Below are 2,279 nucleotides of genomic sequence, written 5' to 3' on the forward strand. Positions count from 1 at the left end.
CCAGGTGGCGTCCTCGAACGCCATGTAGTCCATGTCGGTCGGCAGGCCCAGTTCCTGAAGAACCTCGGTCGATTTCGGTCCCTGCACGGCCAGGACTCCGAACTCACGGTGCTGGTTCACCACCGAAATCCCGTCGGGTGCCTGCTCGGCCATCGCCGCGACGACGGCCGCCGTGTTCGCCGCGTTCGGCACCAGAAAGACATCCTCGTCCGAGACGTAGTATGCGATCAGGTCGTCGACGACGCCGCCGGATTCGGTGCAGCACAGCGTGTACTGCGCCTTGCCCGGTTCTATTCGGTTCAGATCGTTGGTGAGAACGGAGTTCACGAACGCAGCGGCTCCGGGTCCGGTCACCGACGCCTTGCCGAGATGCCCGACATCGAACAGACCCACGGCCTCTCGCACTGCCGTGTGTTCGACGACGACCCCGGCGTACGACACCGGCATGGTCCAGCCGCCGAAAGGTGCGAATGTCGCACCCAATTCGGTGTGCACGGCGTGAAGTGGTCCCTCGATCAGCTCGGTGTCGGTCATGGCGGTCACGCTAGCTCACATCGCGGCCGTCGCGGGCCCGGCAGACCGACTGCGTCCCTCGACGAGTCGTCATTAGGATCGAGGTACGTACACGTCAACCCCTACAGGAGCAGCCACGTGCCTTCACCCTCGACGCCTTCCCGCACTCTCGGACCCGACCTGGTCCTCGCGGGCAAGCTCGGTAAGAAAGTCGACGTTCTCGTCGTCGCGCTGAGTACCAGCGACGACGGCCTCGAGCTCGCCATCACCGACGACATCTCCGACGACGCCGTCGCTGCTGCGCTGCTCGATTCCTTCGAGTCCGTCGGTGCCACCGGCAAGGCCGATGAACTGGTGCGCATTCCGGCACCGTCGGGCCTGTCCGTGGACAGCGTGTTGGCCGTCGGCCTCGGCAGCGCAGCCGACATCGACAGCGAGCGCATCCGCCAGTCGGCCGGTACCGCAGCTCGCGCGTTGAAGGGTGTGGATACGGCCGCGACGACGTTGTCGGCACTCGATCTCGGCGCTGCCGCGGAGGGGTTCTTCCTCGGCGCCTATCAGTTCACCGCGTTCAAGTCCGCGCTGTCGGCACCGAAGGCCGACGGTCTTCCCCTCGCCCGCGTCGAGTTGCTCGTTCCCGACACTCGGTCCAAGGAAGCCAAGAACGAGCTGGCACGATCGGTCGCCATCGCCGAATCCGTGGCTGTGGCACGCGATTTCGTCAACACCCCGCCGAGCCACCTCTACCCGGAGGAGTTCGCCGCGCAGGCCAAGGCACTGGGTACGGCTGCAGGCCTGAAGGTCGAGATCCTCGACGACAAGACACTGGAGAAGGACGGCTACGGCGGCATTCACGGCGTCGGCAAGGGCTCTTCACGCCTGCCCCGACTGGTTCGCCTGACTCACTCGGGCGGCAAGCGGGGCGCGAAGAAGGTCGCCCTGGTGGGCAAGGGCATCACGTTCGACACCGGCGGCATCTCCATCAAACCCGCTGCGGGCATGGAGAACATGACCTCGGACATGGGCGGTGCGGCTGCGGTCATCGCGACGGTGATCCTGGCCGCGAAGGTCGATCTGCCGCTCGACGTCGTCGCGACGGTGCCGATGGCCGAGAACATGCCGTCGGGCACAGCGCAGCGTCCGGGCGACGTACTGACCCAGTACGGCGGCATCACCGTGGAGGTCATCAACACCGACGCCGAAGGCCGCTTGGTGTTGGCCGACGCGATCGTGCGTGCCTGCGAGGACGATCCGGATTACCTCATCGACACCGCGACACTGACCGGGGCCCAGGTGGTCGCGCTCGGCAATCGGACGCCAGGAGTCATGGGCACCGAGGACTTCCGCGACCGCGTCGCCGATATCTCTCAGGCCATCGGCGAGAACGCGTGGCCGATGCCGTTGCCGAAAGAGATCCGACGTGAACTCGATTCCAAGGTGGCCGATCTGGCGAACGTCACCAACGGCCGCGCCGGTGGAATGCTGGCCGCTGCGCTGTTCTTGAAGGAGTTCGTCCCCGAGGGCATCGAATGGGCTCACATCGACGTCGCGGGACCGGCGTACAACACCGGCGGGCCCTTCGGGTACACCGGCAAGGGCGGCACCGGCGTTCCCGTACGGACGATGTTCGCGGTCCTCGAGGACATCGTCGAGAACGGCTGATGGCACAGTCCGTGCGTGCGGATCGAAATCTGCACGCACGGAATTCGGTCAGAGATCGCGCTGCTGCTGTTCGCGCTTCTTGATGATCTTCTGGCGAGCGTCGG

General features: G+C 65.8%; 1 protein-coding gene and 1 pseudogene. One reads left to right on the plus strand and one right to left on the minus strand.

Features of this window, described 5'->3' with window-relative positions; translation table 11 throughout:
* Positions 1–534, minus strand: a pseudogene (locus A2J02_RS18785) (glycine cleavage system aminomethyltransferase GcvT); the annotation flags it as partial.
* A gap of 117 nt (positions 535–651) precedes the next feature.
* On the opposite strand from A2J02_RS18785, the gene A2J02_RS18790 reads away from it, so the two are divergent.
* Complete coding sequence (locus A2J02_RS18790) at positions 652–2,175, plus strand: leucyl aminopeptidase (RefSeq protein ID WP_068052142.1); 1,524 nt, start codon at positions 652–654, stop codon at positions 2,173–2,175.
* The last annotated feature ends 104 nt before the right edge of the window (positions 2,176–2,279 follow it).

The sequence above is a fragment of the Rhodococcus sp. EPR-147 genome, assembly GCF_001647185.1.
Taxonomy (GTDB): Bacteria; Actinomycetota; Actinomycetes; order Mycobacteriales; family Mycobacteriaceae; genus Rhodococcoides.